Origin of the sequence: Streptomyces sp. NEAU-YJ-81 (genome assembly GCF_017592595.1) — a bacterium.
GTDB classification, from domain to species: Bacteria; Actinomycetota; Actinomycetes; order Streptomycetales; family Streptomycetaceae; genus Streptomyces; species Streptomyces hygroscopicus_B.
In genome coordinates this window covers 352,334-375,283 of record NZ_JAGFNO010000003.1, presented here as the reverse complement: position 1 = coordinate 375,283, position 22,950 = coordinate 352,334, and the positions used below count along the sequence as shown (strand labels likewise).

Sequence of the window (22,950 nt, the reverse complement as noted above, 5' to 3'; positions counted from 1 at the left end):
GCGCCCAAGACCCGGCGGCCAAGGGGGCCGCCGGGTCGTCGGTGTCAGCCGCCCGGGAACCGAGCCACCCAGCGCCGCTGCCAAGGGGTCTCGACGGCGCGGGGATGATGGTGCACGCGCGTCCAGGCCACCGCGTCCGCGGACGACACCCCCGCCATGATGGCCAGGCAGGCGATGACGGTCCCGGTACGCCCGACGCCGCCTCCGCAGGCGACTTCGACGGGCGTGCCCGCCCGTGCCCGCTGGTGCAGCGCGCGGATCTGCCGCACGGCCAGGTCACGGTCACGCGGCAGCAGGAAATCGGGCCACTCGATCCACGCGCGCTCCCACTCCAGCTCCCCGTCATGCCGCTGGCGCAGCCGGGTGGACCCCAGGTAGAGGCCGAAGCCGGGCAGCGGCCCGTCCGGTCGTGGGTGGCGCAGGCCCCGGCCACGGACCCAGGAGCCATCGGGGAGCCGAAGGGCGCCCGGCAGTGGTGCGTCGCTCATCGGTCCCCGCTCCCGGTCCGAAGACCCGCATCTCTCGAAGGTCGAAGTGCAGCCACCTTTGAACAGCGTAGTCCGTTCGGGCGCATATCCCGCTCGCACGGGGTTACCCACAGGAGACGAGCGGGGCGTGAGCGGAGTGCGGTCCGGTGTGCTCGGCTCGACTCCCCGCTGGGAAGAAAGGGCCACGGCCATGACGACTCCCGGCAATCTGCCCACACCTGAGCAAGGGCTCGTTCTCACCCACTTCCTGACCGTGCGCGACGTCGTGAGATCGAGACGCTTCTACGCCGACATCTTCGGCGGCGAGGTCGTACTGGAGGAGAACCCGGCCATCGTGCAGGTGGCCAACAGCTGGATCATCATGAACCCCGGAGGCGGGCCCACCCCGGACAAGCCCGAGGTGACGCTTGTGCCGCCGGAGAACGGTGCCACCGTGTCCAGTTTCCTGAACGTCCGTGTCGCCGATATCGGCGCCTTCTACGCCGATGCCGTGGCCAAAGGCGCGGAGTTCCTCACGGAGCCCCTCGATCGCAAGGCCGAGCTGCGCTGCTATCTGCGCGACCCCGATGGCTACCTCATCGAGGTCGGCCAGGCCACCGGCATGCTCCAGGGGGTGTTCGCCGACCGTTGACTCAACCGGTTTCCCGCGCACAGTGCGGTGCCTGACGGTTCAGCAAGTCAGTCGTGCGTCTGCCCAGTCGGCATGGTCGTAGGAGCTGCCGTCACCGCCGTCGGTGACTCGCAACTGGAGTTTGGTCGCGCCCGTGAGATCGACATCGACGGGACTCGCCGGGTCGGCGCCCTTCAGAACAGGGCTCTTCCACACTTGCTTGCCGTCCGCCCAGACTTCGAAAGCGACACTGCCGTTCTGTGCCACCTCCGCGTCCACGCCGACGGCAGCGGTCAGCCTGGAGCACTGTTTGCCGAGGTGGAGGCCGACCTCGGAGGGAGCGTGCACGCCGAGGCCCTTGGCATAGGCCGTGGTGCCGATCGTGAGGGTGCGGCCGTCTCCGACGGCCAAATCGCCGTTGCTCTGGTCGGCTTCGACCGGGCCCCAGCCATTGGTCTGGGAGGTGAAGGTCAGGTCGCTCACCCACGCCTCACCGGTCGGCGGGGCAGGTGGAGCCGCCACCGACACCGTCACGGGGTTGGAGCGGACCCGTTTGCCGTCGTACGTGGCCTGGGCCGTGATGACGGACCGACCGACGCCGACTCCCGTGACCACTCCGTGGCTGTCGACGGTGGCGACGGAGGGGGCCGAGCTGGTGTAGGTGACCGACACGGGTGCGCTCGTGATGTTGTCGGCGTTCAGGGCGAGATCGTCACGGACGACGGTGACCTCCGAGACAGGCATACCCGCGGTGTTGACTCGCTTGTTGAAGCCCTTGTCGTAGGTGTTGCCGGCGAGAGTGATGTCGTCGGCACCGTCGAAGGTGAAGAGCGGGGCGGTGTTGTTCGCGGGTGGCGCGTCCGTGGAGAGGGTTGCGGTGCTGCCGACGTACAGCGGCCGGCCCGACCCGGTCAGGTGCAGGCCGGCGTAGTGCTGGATCCTGTTGCCGCGGAAGGTGAGGTCGCCGACACTGCGGCCGGAGATCACCGTCGCGGAGGTGAGGTTGAAGTCGTTGTCCTCGATGCGGACGTTGCGGTGCACCGGCTGTCCGGCGACGGCGTCCTGGTTGGTGGGGTCGAAGAAGATCACCGGGCTTGCCGGACGGTCGAAGACGTTGCCGCGGATGACGACGTCCCGTACGGGCCCGGACTCGTACCAGGAGCGTGCGTCGGACGAGATGGAGATGCTGGACATGGTCATACCGTCGAAGTGGTTGTTCTCGATCAGCACCGGCTTGCGGGTGGTGACGAGAATGCCCCGGGTGGGGACCGCCTGGAATGTGTTGCCCTTGATCACGACGGACGGGGTGTAACTGATGTTCTCCGCGGCATAGTCGCCGGGGGTGTCGGCGACCGACTTGGGCAGGGCTCGGTCGAGCGTCACGGTCATATTGCGCAGGTACGTCTCCGGATCGGCGCCGGCAGGCACACTCCGGCCGGTGGGTCCGTCCACGGAGACAACGGTTGCCGTGGCGCCGGGCACTGCCAGCATGGTGCGTCTGTTGACCAGCTCGATCACGTCGCCGGGGTAGAACTGGGGAAAGCCCGACGTCTCGTTGTGCATGTAGCGCAGATCCAGTTGCTTGCGCTCCGCGTCCAGGCCGGTTGCCTCGAGGTAGGTGCCGTGGACGTTGATGGGGTCGTCCTGCGGGTTGTCGAAGACGCAGTTGGTGATGCGTACGGTGCCTTTGACCCCCGACATTTGAATGTGGTCGGCGAAGGAGGACGTGACGCGGCCGGTCCTGCGGTCGGTCTTGAACACGACCGAGTCGATGGTGATGTCCTCGCTGAACTGGCCGACAAGTCCGAAGCCGTGCAGGTAGCCGAGCCGCATGTGGTCGACGGTGATCCGGGCCGACTCCCAGAACAGGGCACCGGGCGTGTCCCGTGTGTCCTCACGCATGGCATAGACGTATCCGTCGTCCGTCGGTGCGGCGCCGCTCCTGTAGACGATCTCCAGTCGGTTACTGCCCAGGTCGGTGATCTTGGCTACGTTCTCGAAGACCGGGTTCGACGTACGCCAGGTCCGGTTGGACGAAGGGTCGTGAACCTGCGCGTAGTTGAAGGAGTTCGTGCCCGTCCAGTACGGCTGCCCGGTCACCGGACTCCGCTCCCCCGTCCAGCGGACCGAGGCGCCCTCCACGGCGTAGTGGTAGGTCCGGGGCACCGAGATGACGCGGTAGGCCCGTCCGTTCCTGACGCCGGTCTCGGCAACCGTGATGTCGACCGTCTTTGGGGTGACCCAGTCCTGAGTGAAGTTGGTGAACCGTACGTCGGTGGAGCGGATCGTGGCGAAGATGGTCTGGAACCCGTGATTGAGGATGGTCGCGCCGCCGCCGTCCACCACGACGTCGTGCATGTCCTCAAGGAGGATGCCGATGTTCTTCGTCTTGAACGCCTGGTCGGTGCCGACCGTGTTGCTGACGTACAGCTCCCGCTTGGGAGTGCGCTCGGGATAGATCTGGTACGTGCCGGGTTTGAAGCGGATCGTCGTGGGGCGGTGGAGGCGCTTCGCGTGCGTGATGGCCGCCGCGATCCCGGCCGCGGAGTCCGACTTTCCGGTGCGGTCCGCGCCGAAGTCCGTGACGTCGACGACGGTTCGTTTGGAGTTGTCGACCGACGCTCGGCTGGCCACAGGTCCGATGACTGAAGCCCGGTGAGTATCGTCCGCGATCCGTTCGGCCGCGGAAGCGGGGGCCACGAAGCACAGTGCCGCAGCACCGCATGCCGCGATAGCGCAGGTGAGCACCTTGAAACGGCGCAACGTGCGGGCGGACCACGGATGTCTGGATCTCATGGCGTCCCTTCCAAGGACCGAGCGCGATATCCGATGAATCGACTGTGAAGGAAGATAGAGGCTGACTAATCAGAAGGGCAAGGCACGATCCGCGATCGCATCGCGAGGACCTGCGGCGTCGAAGAGACCCGCTCCCACCGCTGCGGCACCTGCCGTTCGTGACCCCACAAGACCGAGCACCCCGACCACCGTCACTGTCCACCTGGTCACCCGGTCACCCGGTCACCGAAGCCGAGATCGGCCTCCCGCAGCCGTTCGACGATCTTGTTGTGGCAGGCGGTGGTGATCTCCGAGGAGCGTCCGGGGAAGGCCGCCGAGCCGTGATCTTCTCCAGCACGCCCGCCCCCGCTTTGCTCTGCGCCCGCTCGTTCGGGACGGATCACAGGAACTCGGCGACGAGAAGCACACGAGAACATAGAAATCCGGACGGCCCCAGGTGACCTGTGCCACGCTGATGGAACCGTTGGCACTGGTGGGATCACATGGGGGAGTTAGGCGTGCCTGAGGAACCGACAGAGCCGGTGCAGCGACTGCACACCGAGAACTCCTTGTCCGACCGTTCGCACGTGGACGGTCCAGTTGTCCAAGCGGGCGTCATCCATGGTGGCGTCACCATCCACCACGCCAATGAGTCGCGAGGACTCGAGACCCCCTGTATGGCGACCGGTTCAAGTATCCGGACGGCCAATGACGTCTATCGGTGGGCAGACGAACCTGCCGCCCCCCATACGTGGGCAGGCACGTGGACTCCAGAAGATGGGGCCAGCGTCCTCGTGGAAGGGCTTGCTACACAGGCCGTGGTGCTCAGGGGAATGCGTCCTGTCGTGCTCTCCCGTAAAGTCCCGCGTCCTGCGCAACATTGGGGCCTGATCATGAGCATGCTGGAGACGCGGGGGTTCACCACCGACCTGGACGCAGATCACCCGGTTCTCCGGCCCCTGGACGGCCCGGACTTTCCATTCACTGTCACCAGCAGTGACCCTGAACTATTCGAGGTCTACCCCGCCGCCTCGGCCTTCGAAATCGAGTGGCACCTTGAATTGGAGTGGTCGAGTGCCGGCCGTCACGGGACGCTCACTGTTGACGACGGCGGCCGCCCCTTCCACTTCGTGCCGCGCCCCCGGACGCCCGTGCAGTGAGCGTTGTCCAAGCTGAAGTTGCTGGTCAAGTCCAGCACGGTCGCGAGAAGGAGGTCGTACTTCGGCGCCTGCGTCGAGGCAAGGAGCCGCAGGCGTTCCCTCTCCAGCCGGTGCGAGTGCTCACCGCGGTGCTCAAGGGCCGCGTGGTAGTACGCGTGGTAGTACGCGAGGGCGTCGAAGGAGGCGCGGTCGACGAGGACGACGTCGGCGCCTTGTGCTGCGGCGGCGATGTCGTCGGCGATGCCCTGCGTGATGATCCACTCGGTGGAGGCAGCGGTGTGGTGCCGCATCTTCGGCAGGCCGATGGCGGCGGCGCGTTTGGCGAGTCGGCCCGTGCGGGCCACGGTGAGCCCGCGGCCGCGCAGTTGCATCTGGATCCGCTTGAGCAGTGTCGTCTTGCCGGTGGAGTGAGTGCCGAGCACGCCGATACGGATGGGTGGCTGGTGGGTCACCACAGGGTGGGGTCCTCTTCTGGCATAGGGGCGCCAGGCAGGCCGGGCGGCACGGCCGCGGCGACGAGCTGGTCCCAGGTGTCGTAGTGGCTGGCCATGGCGATGAGGAGCTGTGCGGTGGCGTAGGCGTCGTAGGTGGCACGGTGCCGCTGGGCGGGAGCGGCCCTGAGGTCCGGCGCGGTGTGCTTGATCAGGGCGTCGAGGCTGTAACCGGGCAGGTCCTTGTACGTGGCCTTGGCCAGGCGGAGCGTGTCGAGGACTCCGGCCGGTTCCCAATCCGGCAGGTGCGCCTTGAGTACTCGGTAGTCCGTGTGCGCGTTGTGGGCGCAGATCCACGCCTTGCCCAGGAGCCCGTGGACCCGCGCGGCGATCTCCCCCCATCCGGGCGACTGCGCCAATAGCCCGTTGGTCAGGCCGTGGATGCTGGCGGCGCGGAGGGTGACGGGCCGGGGCGGGCGGATGAGCCACGCCCCGGCCGTGCTGGTGTCCGGCCCGCCGTCGCGAACGGGTAGCGCGGCCACCTCGACCAGGTCGGGCGGGTTGGCGCCGTTGCCTTCGACGTCCACGACGAACAGTGCGGGCCAGGTCGCGAAGTTCATGGTGCGGGTGTTCCGTTCTCCGCCGGCCAGCCGATGGGGGCACGGCCGTGCCGGCGGTAGTGGTGAGGCTTCTCGCGGTCGTGGCACTGGTAGCCGTAGCCGTGCTGGAGGTAGTGGCGCGGCGGCTCGTCCAGACCCTCCACGATGATGGCCCGGTCAGTGATCTCAACGGACCCGGTGCGCCAAGGGCTCGGGCGCTTGCGGTGACGTCCGCCAGGTCGGGCTTGGCCCAGGCACCGCGTCAACGTCACGATCAGCTCCGCCCTGTCCTGGGGCATCAAAACGGAGGAGGCGCTCGCCAAGAACTGGGCACAGCTCGTGGAGCTGCCGTCGGTCACCCGGCCGAAGCCGCTCCTCTGGACGACCTGCGTCACCTCGCAGCCGCTCTGTCCCTGCTCGCCGGGACCGACATCAAGGTGGTCCAGGAGAAGCTGGGGCACTCCTCGCGCCAGATCACCTCCGACACCTACACAAGCGTGCTACCCCGGACCTGGACGGCTGGGCGCCACTGGCGGGACCGCCGCCAGCCGGAGCCCGGACCACTCGCCGAGCTCCGAACGGGCGTCGGAAGGCAGCGTGACGGCCATCTGTCCACTGAACCGGCCCCGTGTCCCCTGTGTGTCCCCTGGATCTTGGTCTGAACGAATGAACGGGAGCCACCGCGTCAGCGCGGCGACTCCCGTATCTGCGCCTGCGCAGGTCAGGATGGGTCTGCCCGCGTAGTGCCCTGGTGGGGCGGGTGGGACTCGAACCCACGGCCGACGGATTATGAGTCCTTTGAGGATCGTCCGTGATCTTCCCGATCCTGCCTTATGCTTCCCGTTTTCGCAGGCCAGGGCCGCATTTCCGTCCGGCAAGGACCCGGCCTTTACTGATCTTTCCCGGTCGTTCCGGCCCCTGGCCAGCCCCTGGGCCCGTTCCCCGGGCTCCTGGAGACTGGCTGCTGCTACTCGTCGGGGGAGATGATCTCCAGTTTCGGGAAGTAAGAGCGGAAGTCTTTTCGGTACCGGGTCAGGAGCCGATACCCCTTCACGGCCGCATGCGCACCGATGTAGAAGTCGGGCAACGGAGCCGTCCTGACTCCTCCGGCTCGCCGGTACTTCAAGAACGCCTTACCGGCGAGGAACCCCGCTTCCCAGGGGAGGGCTTCGCGTGCGTAGTCCTCGGCGGGGATGGCGGCGTCCAGGTCCTCACAGCGGGTGTACTGGATGGACACCTCGGTGTAGATGAGTGGGTTGATCACCGCGCCGCCGTCGACGGCCTCGGCGATCTTCCCGACGGACCATTCGGCCCACTTCGGGTCGTCACCCAGCATGTCGAGCAGGACGCAGGAGTCGACCAGAGTCGGGACGTCACTCACCGCGCAGAAGCTCCATGAGTTCGTCGGTGGACATGCCCCGGGTCTCGGGGTTGTTCGCGGTGCCACGGGCTCGTCGTACCGCACGCTGCCCGCGCGTCTCTCCCGCCCGGACCACCGGGGCGGGGTGAGCCGCGTCGCAGGCGAGGAGGTCGAGCGCGTACGCCTGGAGGGACTTGCCGGCCTGAGCGGCATGCACCTTCACGGCGGTACCGCGCCCAAGGTCCCGCCGCCATCCGCGTGGACGCCCCCATAGAGCCGGACGGCGAGGCCTGCGACGACGCCTGAGCGGCCAAACCCTTCGGTAACGTACTGCGCGGTCCGCCAAAAAGTGGATGCGGCTGATCGCCCGCAAGGAACGAACCCGGCACCCAGCTCCGCTTCACGGATACTGACAGCCTGCGTCCGACCTGCTTTGCCACCAGCACCTAGCACGAGCCGATCGCCGCCCCCGGGGCTACGGCACCAGCGCCCCGCGCCGATCGAGCCGAGGGCGCCGGAATCCGACCTCGCACTGGTGAGCTCGCGTATTCAATTGTCGCCAGTTCCTGGATGAGGCGGGGGTGACGGTGACCGTGTGTGGTAGCCAGGGCCGCTTGCGGCTTATGGGTGCCGCCACTGCACCGCGAATGCGCAGGCCGGGTTCTGAGTGAAGATCGCAGAGGCAATGTCGGGGCCCAGTCCGTTCTCGATCCGGGGGCGCAGGCTACTCAGGAGGAACGGCACTCCCGGGCCATCCGCAGTGGATCTGGCCGTCGATGTGACCGTGTCGCCTCCGAGCAGGACCTGGTGGACGTGACTGGCGTCGGCCAGAGCGGTGAGGGAGTCCAGCAAGCGCCAGTCGACGCCCTGGCGCACGCGGGATGGACCATCGAATGCCAGGAAGGCGCCGGCCTCGGCGACTCGCCAGTGGATTCTGGCATCCGGGAATCGATGCAGGTACCCGAGCCGAGTCGACCCTCCTAATAGCGATCATCCAGAAGCCGCCCTGCACATGTCTCGCTGGCGTATCCGGTGCCGCAGAAGCTGCCGTCGATCCCGGCTGCGCTTCTGCGCCGACAGACTGCCAGGGACACAGAGTTAGCGTCGTGTGGGCCGGCAACCAAGCACGCTCCCTGGCTTGGATGTTGATGAGGTCCGCGAGCCAACAAGTGGGCGGCGGGACCAAGGGGCACCGCCCTACAAGCAGGGTGGACCCGTGCGACTGGCCCACCGGCACGAGCGTCCGCAACGCCGTCTCCAGCATGAGCACCCCCGTACCGCTCACGGTTGCGTGATCTCCACCCCAAGCCGCTCCAGGAGCGCGGTGCAGGAACGGCAGGGCAGGATGGTACGGCCGTGCTCGGGGTCGCCGGGCTCACGGATCAGCTTGGACAAAATCACCGAACCGGTGAAGTGCGGCACCGCCTCGTCAAGGCTGGCCCATCCGCCGCCGGTGCGCCCCTTATCCAGGGCCCACAACTGGTCTGAGACCAGCGCGGACTCGGCGCAGTAGCCGACGAAGGGCTCGCGGAGGCCAACGGGGAGGGCGTCGAAGAGCTCCCGTACGGCGGAATGGAGATGAGGGGTGCCCTCGCCCGTGAGATTGGTCTGGCTGTAGATGCTGCCCTGAATGAGCACGCTGGAGGCGACCCCAAAGGAGGTATCAGACATAGAATTCCGCCGCGTCACCCTGGTTGTCGCCGGTCAGCAGGTTGTTGAGCACATCGTAGCGTCCCTTTCCGAGATAATAGAACCCCGACCAGTGAATATAGAAAAATCGACCGAGGGGATCCATGACGGCCATACCGCGATCGTTCTCCTCGAAGGCCACGGGAAACAGCGGCTGCTGGAGGTCGGCGGAGAGCTCGGAAATCTCCTCGGCCCGGGCAGCATCGATGAAGCGGACCTCGAAGACCAGGTGCTCAGTCGGCGGATCTCCCGAGAACTCCAGGTCCAGGAAGGCAAATTCCTGGAGGAAGGAGAACGCGGCCGGGAAAGGGTCCGCCTCGTATTCATGCGACTGGAGCTGGCCCACGGCTGAGGCCATGAGGGCGGCTACGGCCTCCTCCCCCGCGTCGCGCCCGGGATGCCAACCGGCTGTCCGAAGTCGGGCGTCGATCTCTTCGTGCGTGAGCTGGCGAGGCACTGAATGCGTTCCTTGTCTTTCGTCTGGTGTCCGGCTAACGATGCACCTTTATGCCCAAGGCCCGCAGCGCGTGTTTACACGAGTCGCAGGCCGGCAGATGGTGCCCGTGCGGAGCCACCTCGCCGGTCCTCGGATGCACCATGTCGCCGATGGTCCGCGTATCGATCATCGCACCCTCCAGCGCGCGCTTCGCGCCCTCGATGGTCTTGATCGACTGTCCTGTGGGGTCGAGCTGGTACAGGCGGTCCGAGATCAGGGCGACCTCGGCACACTTCCCATGGCTGGTGCCGATCTTCTCCTGAGTATCCGCAATTTTCTGGTAGAGGTCCTTCACGACCGGATGCGTAAGAGGCCCCTGGGTAGCCTTCATCCTTTCCCGGTCTTCTCCCCTCACATTCTTGGGCACATTGTGCTGCATACTGGTGTGCGAGGTGACCACGCCGTTATGAAGGAGACTGCCGGAGCAGCCCGACTTGAGCCGTTCCTTGCCGATACCCGCGTTCCCTCTGGTGTTCAGTGCGTCATCGGCGAGTTTCTTGGTCTGCTCCTCCAACAGACCAAGTTGCTCCTTCGGGCTCAGGCCGTTCGCGTTGAGCGCGTCCAGTCGGTGGTGGCGTGTGGTTCCGGCCGTCTGGCCGTGCCACTGCGGCTGCGGGTTCAGCGGCTGCGCGCCGGATGAGCCGCTTCCCCCGTTCCCGCCGCTTCCCCCGCTTCCCCCGCTTCCGCCACTTCCCCCGCTTCCGCCACTTCCGCCACTTCCCCCGCTTCCGCCACTTCCCCCGCTTCCCCCGCTTCCCCCGCTTCCGCCACTTCCGCCACTTCCCCCGCTTCCGCCACTTCCCCCGCTTCCTCTCGGTGCCGCTGCGCGTATGGCCTGCGCGCATGCGGCCTCGGCTTCGTTTGCGGCCCGCGCGGCGGCACGGGCCATCTGTGCCGCGGTTTGGCGTTCCTGTTCGGCTTGTCCGGCGTAGTTGCCGATCTGGACAGCCATCTGGCGGATTTCAGGTCGCTGGTACTGGCTGTACTGCCCCGCGGTCGCCCCGTTCAAGCCGCGCCAGACGCCGCCTCCGGAGAAGGTCATCGGCACAAGCGAGCAGAACTGCTGTAACGCGGCCCTGTACTGGGCGTCCGCCTGCAGGCCCAGGCTCAGTGCGGTCCGGGACTGGATCTTGGCCTGTTCCAGTTGTTCCGCGTACGCGGCAAGGGCGTTGCCGCAGCTTTGGTGGGCTGGGCCCAAGCGTGCTGCCTGGCGTGGGAGTTCGGCGAGCCTCCGCAGGAATCGTGGGGCGTAGTCGCCTTGCATGCGGAGGTCTCTGCTGTTGGCGGCGATCTGGTGGAGCCGGTTGGCGTGCTGTTCGGCGTACTCGGCTTCACGTTTCAGCCGCGCCGCAAGGGTCTGGATCTGTGTGGGGTCGCCCGGGACGGGATCTCCCGGCAGGTCCAGAACTCTCCAGTCCTCCATATCTCTGATACGAGGTCAGGTCAGCTGCCGGCGCCCCCGGCGAGCCGGGCGTCCAACTCCTGGTGGGACCGTACGACGTCGCTGAGATAGGCGGCCATGCCCTCCAGGCCCTGCAGCATGTTCTGGGCGCCGGTGGTCCACTGCTGGTAGGAGTCCTGGAACTTGCTCGAGGCCAGCTGGGTGCGGAACTCGCTGGTCACCAACTGGTCGATCATGGTCTTGAGGGACTGGAGCTGTCCGCTCATCTCGGTCTGCCCGCTCTTCAACTGCCCGGCTGCTCGGTTCACACCGTCGTAGCCGACATTCACATCAGCCATCAGGGCCCCCTCATGTCTCCGTAGCTCGGTCAGCGAATGCCTTGTCCAGGTCGAGGGTGCCTTCCGCCAGCCCGGCGAACAACCCCGCTGCCGAGCCGACCGCGGCGATCAACGCGGTTCGGGTTGCGGTGACGGCTTGAACGAATTCGCTCAGCGCCGCCTCGACCGCCCCGGAATCCGTTATTCCTGTAGCACCGTCCAGAGGGTGCGGCGGCGAGAGCCGCATATCGGAGCTTATGCGGGTCAACTCACGTGCGACCACCACAGCTTCCTGCGGATCGCAGGCGAATTCCCCAGCCATCGGCCCGTGACCTCCCCCGCAAGACCTTTACTTGACGGCACCGCTGGATAACCTGCTCTCAGGCTAGCCCGCGGGGTGCCGGCCGGGGAGCGATTCCGATAGGAGCGCGGTTGTGGGGACAGATTCCCAGGGGGCACAACGGCTGGTGGCGGGCCGGTACCGGCTGATCAGCGTACTGGGCCGGGGCGCGATGGGCGTGGTCTGGAGAGCGGACGATGAGTTGATCCGGCGTTCGGTGGCAGTCAAGGAACTACGTCTCCCGCCGGGACTGTCGGAGCGGGAACGGTCGCTGTTCGCCGAGCGGGCCCTGCGCGAGGCCCGTACGGCAGGACAGCTCAACCATCCAGGTGTCGTGGCGATCCACGATCTCGCGCCGGCGACACCCGAGGACGACGCTGTCTACATCGTCATGGAGTTGGTGGAGACGCCCTCGCTGGCGGAGCTCCTGGAGCGGAACAGAACCCTGGAAGAAGAGAGAGCGACCGTTATAGCGGGGCAGTTGCTCGGGGTGCTGGAGGCCGCACACTCGATCGGGCTGGTCCACCGGGACATCAAACCCAGCAACATCATGGTGCTGCCGGGCGATGAGGTGAAGCTCGTCGATTTCGGCATCGCGCACGCATTGGACGACACTCGGCTGACCCGCCACGGTGTCGCAGGCTCGACCGGCTACATGGCTCCGGAGCTGTTCCATGGTCACGGTCCGTCGCCCGCGGCGGATCTATGGTCGCTCGGCGCGACGTTGTTTCACGCCGTCGAGGGATGTGATCCGTTCGCTCGCCAGACCCCGGCCGCGACCTTGCACGCCATCCTCCACGACGACCTGCCGCCGCTGAACTGCCGCCCTCCGCTCTCGGCACTGATCACCGGACTCCTGACCCGCGACACCGCCCACCGGATGACCAGCGGCGAAGCCCGCGCCCTGCTCCCCTCCACCACCACCGCGGCCACCACCCCACCGCCCACAACAGAACCAGCCCGCCCCAGCCAGGCCATAAGTGAGAACCACACCACCACTGCCAGACCGACGACCACACCACCGCACACACCGTCAGCTCCACCGACACACTCCTCCCAAGCTGGCTGGGAGGGCCACCCCACCACCATCAGACAGCACACCGACGCCCAATCGCCCGGCCCCATGCCGGACTTTCCACCGGTCGACCCCCTGATCCCCACACCCGGCGCGAGGAGGAAAAAGGCCACATGGATCACCCTTGCGGTGGTGGTGACGATTCTTCTGGGAGGTGGAGCCTTCTTCCTCCTCAGCTCCAACGGCGAAGCAGAACGTAAAGCGCAGGCGAAAAAGGTTACATTGAATTTTCTCCGGGCCTACTTTCTGAATGATTTCGATACCGCATGCCGACTCGTGGTTCCTCATGCGCGCTCCGACGGCGATATTATGTTTCCTGAATGCGAAGACGCAGAGAAACGCAAGGAAGCTGAAGAAGAGAAAATCACCGACGAGGCACGTGCCGCGATCAAGCGCTTTGAGGTCAGGTCCGTCGAGCTGCAGGGTGACTCAAAAGCCCTTGTCCTCGCCGGTTACGGACAGTACAGGCAGTGGCAGTTGAGGCGGAGCGGCGACAGTTGGCTCGTCGAGGGGCTGGGACCCCAACCTCAGTGATGACCGCCGGGCGCCGACGCGAGACACATGCCTGCCAGCCACTCGACGAACCTCGCGGCCCTCCACGGTCCGGTTCTGTGCGCTGCAGAGGCCCTAAGCATGTTCCTCTCAGCATTCCCGTTGAGCCGCTTTGGGATGGGGTATTGCCATGGTCGAGGACGGGGATCGGCGATGATTCTGCGGTTGACCGTTGAGGACGCTCAAGCATCGACACTCCAGGATGTCGAGGTGCTGGCTACGCCGACCAGCACGGTGGGCTCGTTGCTGGAGTCACTGCCGGTTCCTGTGGGCGGCAGGCGGTGTTTCGTCGGGGCCGTCGAACTCGATCCCCGCGCTGTCGTGGCCGAGAGTCCCCTGATACCGGGCGCGGTGATCAGAGTGGGGGCTCCTGGGCCGGTGTTCCGTCCTGTGCCTGGTCATACGGCGGGTGTTCTCACGGTGGCCGCCGGGCCGGACACGGGCCTCATCGTGCCGTTGACTCCGGGGACGCACACCGTGGCCAGGAACTCAAAGGCAGCGGTGTGTCTACGGGATCTGGACGTCTCGCGCAACGAGCATGCCAGGCTGGAGATCTCCGAAGACGGCCGAGCCGTCGTCGTGGACGGGGGATCGACCAACGGCACGTTCGTCGGTAGTGCCAGGGTCACCGGCAGAGCGGCGTTGAAGCCGGGCACCGTGATGCAGGTGGGCGCCGACGAGTTGCTGTGGACTCCCCACTCGGCGGAGGCCCTGCGGGCGACACGCAGCGCGGATGGGCGACTGGACTTCGATCGGGCCTTCGCCGCTGCCCCGGCGATCCCGCGCACTGAGGCGACCCTACCGGTGCAGCAGGTCCTTGTGCGCAACACGGGCATGATGGCGTTGTCCGCCCTGCTGCCCGTGGGCGGGGCTGTGCTGATGGCCCTGACGATGCATCGGATGTCCATGCTGTGGTTCGGGCTGCTCGGTGTCCTGGGCTTCCTCGTCATGCAATTCATCCAGGACAAGCAGCACCAGGAGAACGAGGCTGCCTTCGCCAAGGCGAAGAAGACCACCCAGGACAAGATCGATACCCATGTAGCCGAGGAGCAGCGTGTGCGGCGGCGGCTGGGCCCGGGCCCCGTACAGATCGCGGAGGCCGCCACGGGGGTGCGGTCAGACCTTTGGCCGCGAAGGATGGATTCCCCGCACGGGCTGGTACTGCGGGTGGGAGTCGCCGACCAGCGGGCAGCGGTGGACTTGCGCGGCGAGCCCTGGGAGGGGTTCCAGGTGCCGATGTTGCGCATGGTGCCGGTCACGGTGGATCTGCGGGCCACCGGCGTGCTCGGGGTGGTCGGGCCTGGCAAGCCGGTGCAGTCACTGCTGAGGTGGCTGTTGATTCAGCTGAGTACCCTGCGTGGCCCCGATGACTTGCGCATCATGGTGATCACGGCGGCCGGCCACGACGGTTTGGCCTGGACACGATGGCTGCCGCACGTGGACGCGGGCCACGCCGCGGCCATTCCCTGCTCGATCGGCAATACCGATGCCACTCGCGTGGCATCGGTGCAGGAGTTGAGAAGGCTCATCACTGCGCGGCGGGCGGAGCGCGCCACCTCCTCCACGGTCCGCTTCGCCGAGGAAGTCGTCGTCGTACTGGACGGCGCCTTGGCCCTGCGGGAACTCCCCGGTATGGACGAGGTGCTCCGCGACGGACCTTCGGTTGGCATCTATCTGGTCTGCGCCGACCAGCGCGGCATGAACGAGTGCCGCGGCCTGTGCGAGACGGACCATGACACTCTGCGTCTCACCACCACTCCGGACGGCCACCCCGTCACAGCCAAGCCCGACGCGCTCGGCGAGGCGGCCGCCGAGCCACTGGCCCGGGCCCTCGCCCCCATGCGCGACCGGCTCACCCTCGCCTCCACGCTGAACGCCGTCCCCGACCATATGCGCTTCCTCGACCTGCTCGGCGTTGGCATACCGACCGCCGATGACGTCGCCGGCCTCTGGAGCAGGGGGCAGGGACCACAGACGCGTGTCGTACTGGGTGCGGATGCCAGCGGCCCGGTGACCGTCGACCTGGCCCGCCAAGGCCCGCACACCATGCTCGGCGGGGCCACCGGAGCAGGCAAGAGCATCCTGCTGCAGACCCTGGTGACCTCCCTGCTGCTGGCCAACCGGCCCGACGAACTCAACCTCGTCCTGGTCGACTTCAAAGGAGGCAGCGCGTTCCTGCCGTTCCAGCACTGCCCCCACGTGGTCGCGCTGATCCGTTCCACCGGCGAGACACCCGCCGACGTGTTCGACTCCGCCGCCGCGGACCGCGTGCTGGCCTCCGTACGCGCCGAGGTCAGCCGCCGCGAATCTCTGCTCGCCCGGTACGACGGAGAGATCGACAGGTACTGGCGCAAGCGCCGCACCGACCCCGGCATGCCGCCGCTGCCGCGCCTGGTGATGGTCTTCGACGAGTTCGCCCGCGTGCTGGAAAGCTCACCCGACTTCCTCAAGGAACTGGTCAACGTCGCCGCCAAAGGCCGCTCACTCGGCATGCACCTGGTACTGGCCACCCAGTCACTGCAAGGCAAGCTCTCGCCCGAGCTCAAGAACAACATCTCACTGCGGATCAGCCTGCGGCAGAACGAGCCCGCCGACAGCACCGAAGTCCTCGGCGCACCCGACGCCGCCGCCATCCCCGGCTCCCTGCGCGGCCGCGGCATGATCCTGTGCACCACCGGCGAAACCCGTATCCCGCAGGTGTTCCAGTCCGGCTACCTCGGCGCCCCGCCACCATCCGGCGCAGCCCAGCCCGTTACCGTCCGCGCCCTGCGATGGGCGGACTTCGGCGCGCCCCGCCCCCCGGAGCACACCAGGCACGGCGAGGCGCCCACCGATCAGGACCTGGCCATCGCCGCCATCGAAGAAGCCGCCCGGCACAGCGGGCTCGCCGCCCCGTTCCGGCCCCTGCTGCCCCCACTGCCCGTCACCATGGCGCTGGAGGGCCTCACCAACAGCCAGACCGCCGCTCCTCCCGCCACGGACGTGCCGTTCGGCTTGGCCGACGATCCAAAAGAGCAGGCCCAGCCCACCGAGTTCCTCGACCTCGCCGGCACAGACAGGCTGCTGGTCGCCGGCGGCCCTCAATCCGGCCGCACCACCTTCGCCCGCGCCCTGATCACGAGCCTCGCCACCAGGCTCCGCCCCGACCAGGCCCACCTCTACATCATCGAACGCCACCCGGCCGGACTGTCCGACTACAGCCACCTGCCGCACTGCGGCGGCGTCTTCTCCCCCGCCGAGCCCGACCGCATCCGACGCCTCATCACCTGGCTCGACCAGGAAGTCCACCGCCGCGCCACCACCAGGTCCATACCCCGGGCCGCGCCTCTCCCCCGCATCGTGGTCATCATCGACGGCTGGGAGCACTTCGAGGACCACAGCGACCCCTCGTTCACCGAGACCTCGCTGCTCACCACCCTGCGCGGCATCGTCGCCGCAGGAGCCCCGCTGGGAGTACACATCGTGCCGCTGGGCGGACACGACATGCTCAACCACAAGCTCCCCACCTACTACACCCGCCGCCTGCTCCTGCCCTTCCCGAAGGAAGAGACCCGCCGCGCACACCTGACCTCGCGGATGACCAGCCCACCCATCCTGCCCGGCCGGGCGATCGACGCCGCCACCGGCCGACACCTCCACATCTGCCACCCCACCACACCCCCCGCCGACCTCCCCTCCCAGTTCCCCGATGCCGACCCCACACGTCTACCGCGACAGTTCCCCGCCCTGCCCACCTATGTGACCCTCGACGAACTGCCCTTGCCCGAGACGCCGCAATCCCCCAGCTGGATCCCCCTCGGAGTCGGCGGACCCGACCACACCACCATCGGCGTCGACCTCGTCCAAGGACCCCACCTGCTGCTGCTCTCCGGACCCCACGGCTCGGGCCGCACCACCACCGCCGCCGCACTCGCCCACTCACTGCGCCGAGCGGGCATCGGCGTGTTCGCCATCGCCCCGCCCCGCTCCCCCCTGCCCCACCTGCTTCCCGACGACGCCGGCGTGCGCGTCCTCACCGGCATCTCGCTCAAGGACTCCGACCTCCGCGACGCAGCCGCGGCATTCGGCGACTGCCCCTACACGGTGATCCTCGACGACGCCGACCACATCACCCTCCAGCCCACCCAGCAAGGCTTCACCGACGCCCCCACCCTCCTCGACGACATCACCCGCCTCTCCGCCCGCGGCCACCACGCCCTCATCCTCACCGCCGACGCCACCCCCATCCTCACCGGCTTCCCCAACCCCCTCGCACGCCTGATCAACACCATCATCACCACGGGACACCGGATCCTCCTCACCCCCACCAGCCGCCCCACCGCCATCGCCCACACCATCACCCTCGAACCCGACCAATACTTCAACGCACCGCCCGGCCGCAGCTACCTCGCCACCGGCCAGACCCCCACCCTCCTCCAACTGGCCACACCCGAATAAGCCGGAGACAAGCGCGCCGAAAGCCCTTCACCTTGACCGCGACCGCCGACGAGATCCTCGCCAAAGCCCGACTCGCACAGACCAGCGTGAAGAAACTCGTCAATAACAACTCGAAGTAACACAATCAGGGTCACGAGACACCAGTGCGCGGGGCGCCGGCCGGCGGGCGATTCTGACAGGAGCGCGGTTGCCGGGGACTGACTTCCAGGGGGCACAACGGCTGATAGCGGGGTAGGCCACCAAGTTCAAGATCCTTTCTGTCCAGCGTATTCTCGCGCGATAGCACCGCCGGATAACCTGAGTCAGATAGCTTACGAATTATTGCTGTTGACGCAATTCCCGTGGGGGGTATGGCCAGTGGAGGGGACGAGCTCCCTAACGCCACAACGGCTGGTGGCGGGGCGGTATCGCCTGGCTGGCGTGCTGGGTCGAGGTGCGGTGGGGGTGGTGTGGAGGGCGCACGATGAATTGATCGGGCGTTCGGTGGCAGTCAAGGAGTTACGTATTCCGCCAGGGCTGTCGGAGCGGGAGCGATCGGTGTTCGCTGAGCGGGCGCTGCGTGAGGCCCGTACGGCGGGTCGGCTCAACCATCCAGGTGTTGTGGCGATCTATGATCTCGTGCCGCCGACTCCGGAGGACGACGCTGTCTACATCGTGATGGAGTTGGTGGAGGCGCCTTCGCTGGCGGAGCTCCTGGAGCGGAACGGAGTCCTGGATGGCGGAAGAGTGGCCGGCATGGCGGGGCAGTTGCTCGGCGCGTTGGAGGCCGCGCACGCGATCGGGCTGGTCCACCGGGACATCAAACCCAGCAACATCATGGTGCTGCCCGGCGGCGAGGTGAAGCTCGTCGACTTCGGCATCGCCCACGCGATGGACGACACTCGGCTGACCCGCCACGGTGTCGCCGGCTCGACCGGCTATATGGCTCCGGAGCTGTTCCAGGGCGCCGATCCCACGCCCGCGGCGGATCTATGGTCGCTCGGCGCGACCTTGTTCCACGCCGTCGAGGGATGCGATCCGTTCGCCCGCCAGACCCCGGCCGCGGCCTTGCATGCGATCCTCTATGACGACCTGCCGCCACTGAACTGCCGTCCTCCGCTGTCGACACTGATCACCGGACTCCTCACCCGCGACGTCGCCGACCGGATGACCAGCGACCAGGCCCGCGCCCTGATCCGGCCCACCGCCACCGCGGCCACCACAGCACCACCCACAGCAACACCAGCCCACCCGGACCAGGCCACGAGTGAGGACCACACCACCACTGCCAGACCGACGACCACACCACCGCGCACGCTGCCGGCTCCGCCGACTCACTCCCCCCAGGCCACCTGGGAGGGCTACCCCACCACCATCAGGCAGTACACCGACGCGCCGCCGGTCCCCACACCCGGCGCGAAGAGGAACAAAGCCACGTGGATCGCCCATGCGGTGATGGTGCCGATTCTTCTGGGAATTGCAGCCTTCATCCTCCTCAGCGACAGCCAACGATGACGCAGCGCGTAAGGCACAGGCGGAATAGGTCACATTGCAATTCCTCCGGGCCTTGGCACTGAATGATTTCGATACCCCATGCCCACTCGTGGCTCCTGATGCGAGCTCCGAAGGCAAACCTCTGATCCTGGCATGCGAAGACTAACCTCGATTCGTCAGCAGGATTCGGTGGCTGATCTGTTCGGCAGTTCGCCCGTAATATCCTCGGGTCGTTCGAGGTGGGCCGTCGCGTGACGCCGCGGGTGCGCCGGGTTCCACGGTCCCGGAGTGGTGCCTGTCTTCTCCTTCCTGGTCCTTGTCGCGGCAGTGCCCGGCCGTCAGGTGACAGCCGGGAGGGCGGTGAGCCGCTGCCAGCAGGTGGTGAACGCTTCTGCCCAGGGCCAGGTCGCATCGATACGCAGCCATCGGCGTCGGGCGTGGTCGGCGAGGTGGGCGGGCAGGTGGTAGGGGCGGAAGCACATGGTCTCCGGCTCGGCGTCGGCCAGGCCTTCGGTGTCGTGCAGAGCCGGCAGGCGCACCCAGGCGTCGAGATCACTCGCGAGATTTGCGGCGAGCATCCAGTGGCGGCATGCGGTGCGGTCCGCTGTCCGGTGAGCGGGTCCGCAGCGAAGCCGAGAACACCCAGGACGTGCTGCGGGGCGTCGGCGATCCACTCACCGATCGTGATGAGCGAGCCGGCACCGGCCAGCACCGCCGCAGCCGCAACGGCTACGACGTCGTTGTCCACGTGGAGCACGGTGTGACCGTGGTGGACCGCCGTCGCACACACCAGGAGGTCAAGAGCGCCCGCAGAGCGATGCTGTCCGCGCTGCGTGAGCTTGTACTGCGCCGTGTCCACCCAGCGCCAGGCATTCTTCGGGAAACAAGATGAGGATCGGCGCACCCGCCGTTCGATGGAGCCCCACAGACTCCGCCACCCTGGCGCCGCGCCGCTGACCGCGGCACCGATCAGGTGATACGGCGGATTACGGGCATGGCTCACATATCGCGCGCACCGCGCCCCCTGCGTGTCCCCTGGATCTTGGTCTGAACGGATGAAGGGGGCCGGCGTCTCGGAGCGGCGACCCCCGTCTCTACGTCTTCGCAGGTAGAAGGGGTTCTGCCCGCGTAGCGCGTGGTGGGGCGGGTGGGACTCGAACCCACGGCCGACGGATTATGAGTCCGCTGCTCTAACCGGCTGAGCTACCGCCCCGTAACGGCGCGTCGTACACATCTGCGCGCGCCGTCTGCCGCAGCATAGCCGCTCATACGATCTGCTGCTTCGAAGGGCCGGTCATGGGAGCCCCCCTGGCTTCGATCATGGCGTAGATCACGTCCACAGGGGCCCGGAAATGAAAAAGGACCCCTCAAGGGGTCCTCCTCACTGCTCCCCCGACTGGACTCGAACCAGTAACCCTCCGGTTAACAGCCGAATGCTCTGCCAATTGAGCTACAGGGGACCGAGCTCCCCCGACTGGACTCGAACCAGTAACCTGCCGGTTAACAGCCGGCTGCTCTGCCAATTGAGCTACAGGGGATTGCTCCGTGTGCCGCGACCGTGACCCCGCCCGGGGCTTCCGGACGGCGTGCGCTCGCTGCGACACATACATTAGCGCAAGCAGGGGGGTGCTCCGCCAATCGGTTCGCCGCGTCCGCCCTCGGGCGATCCGCGGCCGTTCCAGGGATGATCTTCTACGTGATCGTGGGTGATCTGCGGCGCGGGCGGGTAGGCGCGCAGCACGACCCCGGGGTCCGGACGTGAAGGACAGCGAGAAGGGCAGGTCGATGCGCTACCGGCTGACGTTCATCACTGGGATGGCTGTGGGTTACGTGCTGGGCACGCGAGCGGGCCATGAGCGGTACGAGCAGTTGCGCGCCTGTGCGCAGAAGTTCGCGCGGAATCCGGCCGTCCGCAATACCGCCGAGTCGGCCGCACAGGGAGGCCGACTGGCCGCCGTGCGGGCGCTGGACAAGGTCCGGCCGCTGCGCGAGAAGATCGGGCAGCGCGACGCCCGCGCGGTGGGCGAGGACGACTGGGGCACCAGCAACACCTGACCGCGGCGGTGGCATGATCTGATCCATGGGGATAGTCGCCGGGTTGGACAGTTCGTCCGAGAGCACACGAATCGTCGTCTGTGACACCGATACGGGTGCCGTGATCAAACAGGGGTACGCCCCGCACCCGGTCGGCGGCAGTGGCGATGTGGATCCGCAGGCGTGGCTGATGTCCCTCGGCGAGGCCGCCGAGGGCGGGCTGCTCGAAGGGGTCCAGGCCATCGGCGTCTCGGCGCAGCAGCACGGGCTGCTGACGCTGGACGCGGGCGGGGTGCTGGTTCGCCCCGCGCTGATGGGCAACGACAAGCGCGCACAGTCCGCGGCCGCCGACCTCACCGAGGCGCTCGGCGGCCGCACCGCGTGGGCCCAGGCGGTCGGCGCCGTGCCGACCGCCTCGCAGCCGGTGGCCAAGCTGCGCTGGCTGGCGCGGAACGAGCCGGACTCGGCGCACCGCGTGGCCGAGCTGATGCAGCCGCACGACTGGCTGGTCTGGCAGTTGCTGGGGCGGCCGGTGCGGCGTACGACCGACCGCGGCACGGCCTCCAGCAGCGGCTACTGGTCGGCGGCGAACGGATCCTGGCGCCCCGACCTGGTCCAGCTGGCCCTCGGTCACCAGGTGCGGCTGCCCGAGGTCATCGGCCCTGCCGACGCCGCCGGGCACACCCCCGAGGGGCTGCTGATCTCCGCCGGTACGGGCGAGACCATGGCCGCCGCCTTCGGGCTCGGGGTCGGAGTCGGCGACGCGGTGATCTCGCTGGGCGCCTCCGGCTCGGTCTTCTCCGTCCACCATGAGGCGCTGGCCGATCCGACCGGCACGATCCTCTCGTACGCGGACGCCACCGGAATGCATCTGCCGGTGGTGCATACGCTCAACGCGGTACGGACGCTGCGCGGTACGGCGGAGCTGCTCGGTACGAATCTCGACGGGCTCTCCGCGCTCGCGATGAAGTCCACCCCGGGGTCGTACGGGCTGGTGCTGCTGCCCTATTTGGAGGGTGAGCGGACCCCGCATCTGCCGCATACGGCCGGCACGCTGACCGGGCTGCGACGCGAGTCGATGAAGCCCGAACATCTGGCGCGGGCCGCGTTCGAGGGGATGCTGTGCGGGCTCGCGGACGCGCTGGACGTGCTGCGCGGGCGCGGCGTCCAGGTGCGGCGCGTCTTCCTGCTCGGGCCCGCGGCCGATCTGCAGGCCGTCCGCGCGATCGCGCCCGCGCTGCTGGGGGTGCAGGTCGTGGTGCCCCAACCCGCCGACTACGCCGCCCTGGGCGCGGCCCGCCAGGCCGCGTGGGCGCTGGGCGTCTCGCACGGCACCCAGTCGCCGCACGAGCCGCCGCGCTGGCCGGCCGCGGCGAGCCAGGTCTTCGAGCCGGGCGAGGAGCTGCCGGTGGGGCAGGCGGTGCGGCAGCAGTACGTGGCGGTGCGGGAGCAGACCCACCCCGGTGCCTTCGAGCCCGAAGCCTTCGAGCCCGGGACCGTCGAGCCGGGAGCCCAGGAGGCCGTGGGGCATGGGCCGGGCGGTGGGTACGAGCCCGGGGGGTTCGAGACCGGTGGTGGTCATGATCATGGGGCGAGCGGAGGGTACGGGGCGATGTGAGGCCCTGGGGTCTCGGGACGGGGCGGGCGTGAGGGCCCCTGGGGTTTTGGCCGGGCATGAGCCGCCCTGGAGTGTTTTGGGCCGGGCGTGAGCC

General features: G+C 67.7%; 19 protein-coding genes, 3 tRNA genes and 1 pseudogene. 6 read left to right on the top strand and 17 right to left on the bottom strand.

Annotated features, from left to right (window positions below; genetic code table 11):
• Positions 1-44: 44 nt before the first annotated feature.
• Entirely contained in the window at positions 45-488 is a 444-nt protein-coding gene (locus J5X86_RS10075) for a protein-tyrosine phosphatase family protein (RefSeq protein WP_208516380.1), read from the bottom strand.
• 190 nt (positions 489-678) lie between these two features.
• Between J5X86_RS10075 and J5X86_RS10070 the strand changes: the two genes are divergently transcribed.
• On the top strand, positions 679-1,119 hold the full coding sequence (locus tag J5X86_RS10070) for a VOC family protein (protein ID WP_208516568.1): 441 nt from the start codon (positions 679-681) through the stop codon (positions 1,117-1,119).
• A gap of 39 nt (positions 1,120-1,158) precedes the next feature.
• Here J5X86_RS10070 and J5X86_RS52430 read toward each other — a convergent pair whose 3' ends face one another.
• The 11 genes from J5X86_RS52430 to J5X86_RS10015 form a co-directional block, all read right to left on the bottom strand.
• Positions 1,159-3,732 (bottom strand): NPCBM/NEW2 domain-containing protein, encoded by a 2,574-nt coding sequence (locus tag J5X86_RS52430; RefSeq protein WP_308124490.1) that lies wholly within the window; start codon positions 3,730-3,732, stop codon positions 1,159-1,161.
• Positions 3,733-4,957: 1,225 nt separating this feature from the next.
• Positions 4,958-5,485: an AAA family ATPase gene (locus J5X86_RS10060; RefSeq protein ID WP_308124489.1), complete on the bottom strand. Its 528-nt coding sequence runs from the start codon at positions 5,483-5,485 to the stop codon at positions 4,958-4,960.
• Positions 5,482-6,084 carry a 3'-5' exonuclease gene (locus tag J5X86_RS10055; protein WP_208516377.1) on the bottom strand — a complete coding sequence of 201 codons (603 nt, stop codon included), beginning with the start codon at positions 6,082-6,084 and terminating at the stop codon, positions 5,482-5,484. The genes J5X86_RS10060 and J5X86_RS10055 overlap by 4 nt, the downstream gene beginning before the upstream one ends.
• On the bottom strand, positions 6,081-6,524 hold the full coding sequence (locus J5X86_RS52425) for a hypothetical protein (protein ID WP_308124488.1): 444 nt from the start codon (positions 6,522-6,524) through the stop codon (positions 6,081-6,083). Before J5X86_RS52425 ends, J5X86_RS10055 begins: the two co-directional genes overlap by 4 nt.
• 506 nt (positions 6,525-7,030) lie before the next feature.
• Entirely contained in the window at positions 7,031-7,444 is a 414-nt protein-coding gene (locus J5X86_RS10045) for a type II toxin-antitoxin system VapC family toxin (RefSeq protein ID WP_208516376.1), read from the bottom strand.
• Positions 7,437-7,640, bottom strand: coding sequence for a hypothetical protein (locus J5X86_RS10040; RefSeq protein ID WP_208516375.1), 204 nt, complete (start codon positions 7,638-7,640; stop codon positions 7,437-7,439). Before J5X86_RS10040 ends, J5X86_RS10045 begins: the two co-directional genes overlap by 8 nt.
• Before the next feature lie 1,064 nt (positions 7,641-8,704).
• Positions 8,705-9,094, bottom strand: a complete 390-nt coding sequence (locus J5X86_RS10035; RefSeq protein WP_208516374.1) for a YwqJ-related putative deaminase — start codon at positions 9,092-9,094, stop codon at positions 8,705-8,707.
• Complete coding sequence (locus tag J5X86_RS10030) at positions 9,087-9,569, bottom strand: SUKH-3 domain-containing protein (protein WP_208516373.1); 483 nt, start codon at positions 9,567-9,569, stop codon at positions 9,087-9,089. The genes J5X86_RS10035 and J5X86_RS10030 overlap by 8 nt, the downstream gene beginning before the upstream one ends.
• A 34-nt stretch (positions 9,570-9,603) precedes the next feature.
• On the bottom strand, positions 9,604-11,031 hold the full coding sequence (locus tag J5X86_RS10025) for a YwqJ-related putative deaminase (RefSeq protein ID WP_208516372.1): 1,428 nt from the start codon (positions 11,029-11,031) through the stop codon (positions 9,604-9,606).
• A 20-nt stretch (positions 11,032-11,051) separates the two neighbouring features.
• Positions 11,052-11,348, bottom strand: a complete 297-nt coding sequence (locus J5X86_RS10020; protein WP_208516371.1) for a WXG100 family type VII secretion target — start codon at positions 11,346-11,348, stop codon at positions 11,052-11,054.
• A 10-nt stretch (positions 11,349-11,358) separates the two neighbouring features.
• Positions 11,359-11,649: a hypothetical protein gene (locus tag J5X86_RS10015; RefSeq protein WP_208516370.1), complete on the bottom strand. Its 291-nt coding sequence runs from the start codon at positions 11,647-11,649 to the stop codon at positions 11,359-11,361.
• Positions 11,650-11,761: 112 nt separating this feature from the next.
• On the opposite strand from J5X86_RS10015, the gene J5X86_RS10010 reads away from it, so the two are divergent.
• From J5X86_RS10010 to J5X86_RS10000, 3 genes are all read left to right on the top strand, one after another.
• Positions 11,762-13,276: a serine/threonine-protein kinase gene (locus J5X86_RS10010; RefSeq protein WP_208516369.1), complete on the top strand. Its 1,515-nt coding sequence runs from the start codon at positions 11,762-11,764 to the stop codon at positions 13,274-13,276.
• 27 nt (positions 13,277-13,303) lie between these two features.
• Positions 13,304-17,731, top strand: coding sequence for an FtsK/SpoIIIE domain-containing protein (locus J5X86_RS10005; RefSeq protein WP_308124487.1), 4,428 nt, complete (start codon positions 13,304-13,306; stop codon positions 17,729-17,731).
• A gap of 357 nt (positions 17,732-18,088) precedes the next feature.
• Positions 18,089-19,225, top strand: coding sequence for a serine/threonine-protein kinase (locus J5X86_RS10000; RefSeq protein ID WP_208516367.1), 1,137 nt, complete (start codon positions 18,089-18,091; stop codon positions 19,223-19,225).
• 317 nt (positions 19,226-19,542) lie between these two features.
• Here J5X86_RS10000 and J5X86_RS50535 read toward each other — a convergent pair whose 3' ends face one another.
• The 5 genes and pseudogenes from J5X86_RS50535 to J5X86_RS09975 form a co-directional block, all read right to left on the bottom strand.
• Positions 19,543-19,782, bottom strand: a complete 240-nt coding sequence (locus tag J5X86_RS50535; RefSeq protein ID WP_243980112.1) for a transposase — start codon at positions 19,780-19,782, stop codon at positions 19,543-19,545.
• A 143-nt stretch (positions 19,783-19,925) separates the two neighbouring features.
• A pseudogene (locus J5X86_RS50530) lies at positions 19,926-20,084 on the bottom strand (VapC toxin family PIN domain ribonuclease); the annotation flags it as partial.
• Positions 20,085-20,340: 256 nt separating this feature from the next.
• Positions 20,341-20,417 (bottom strand) — tRNA-Ile (locus tag J5X86_RS09985).
• A gap of 174 nt (positions 20,418-20,591) precedes the next feature.
• Positions 20,592-20,664: transfer RNA gene (locus J5X86_RS09980), tRNA-Asn, on the bottom strand.
• Between the two features lie 5 nt (positions 20,665-20,669).
• Positions 20,670-20,742: transfer RNA gene (locus tag J5X86_RS09975), tRNA-Asn, on the bottom strand.
• Between the two features lie 247 nt (positions 20,743-20,989).
• Between J5X86_RS09975 and J5X86_RS09970 the strand changes: the two genes are divergently transcribed.
• Positions 20,990-21,259 carry a hypothetical protein gene (locus tag J5X86_RS09970; RefSeq protein WP_014060441.1) on the top strand — a complete coding sequence of 90 codons (270 nt, stop codon included), beginning with the start codon at positions 20,990-20,992 and terminating at the stop codon, positions 21,257-21,259.
• 25 nt (positions 21,260-21,284) lie between these two features.
• On the top strand, positions 21,285-22,856 hold the full coding sequence (locus J5X86_RS09965; RefSeq protein ID WP_208516365.1) for an FGGY family carbohydrate kinase: 1,572 nt from the start codon (positions 21,285-21,287) through the stop codon (positions 22,854-22,856).
• The last annotated feature ends 94 nt before the right edge of the window (positions 22,857-22,950 follow it).